Genomic DNA, 419 nt, shown 5'->3' with positions numbered 1-419 from the left:
TACAGGCCGTAGAGCGGGTGCGGCAGGCGCACGCGTAGCCTCCTCGTGGCGGTCGTTCGACGGCGCCCACGGTACTCGCCGGAGGACCTCGCGAGGGCACGGGTCACGTCGACACCGCTACCTACGGACGCGTAACCTACGGTCAAGTAGGTCTCGAGCGACGAAGGCGGCACCCGACGCATGAGCACTCCCCCGGCCCACGACGCGCACCCCGCGTCCCCCGGACGCGACACCCCCGACGAGCCCCGCCGCAGCGACCACCCCGTGTCCCGCGCGGCCGACGCCGTCGTCGACGCGGTCGAGCAGGTCGTCGACGCGGTCAAGCCGCGGCTGCGCGGCTGGATCCACGCGGGCGTCGCGCCGCTCGCGCTCGTCGCGTCGATCGTGCTCGTCGTGCTCTCGCCCACCGCGGCCGGCCG

General features: G+C 74.7%; 1 pseudogene. It reads left to right on the top strand.

Features of this window, described 5'->3' with window-relative positions:
* Positions 1 to 180: 180 nt before the first annotated feature.
* Positions 181 to 419: pseudogene (locus G3I71_RS50705) on the top strand (hemolysin III family protein); the annotation flags it as partial.

Origin of the sequence: Streptomyces sp. SID12501, from assembly GCF_010550245.1 — a bacterium.
Classification (GTDB): Bacteria; Actinomycetota; Actinomycetes; order Streptomycetales; family Streptomycetaceae; genus Streptomyces.
Note: the sequence above shows the minus strand (reverse complement) of the source record. Positions and strands in the feature narration are given on the sequence as shown.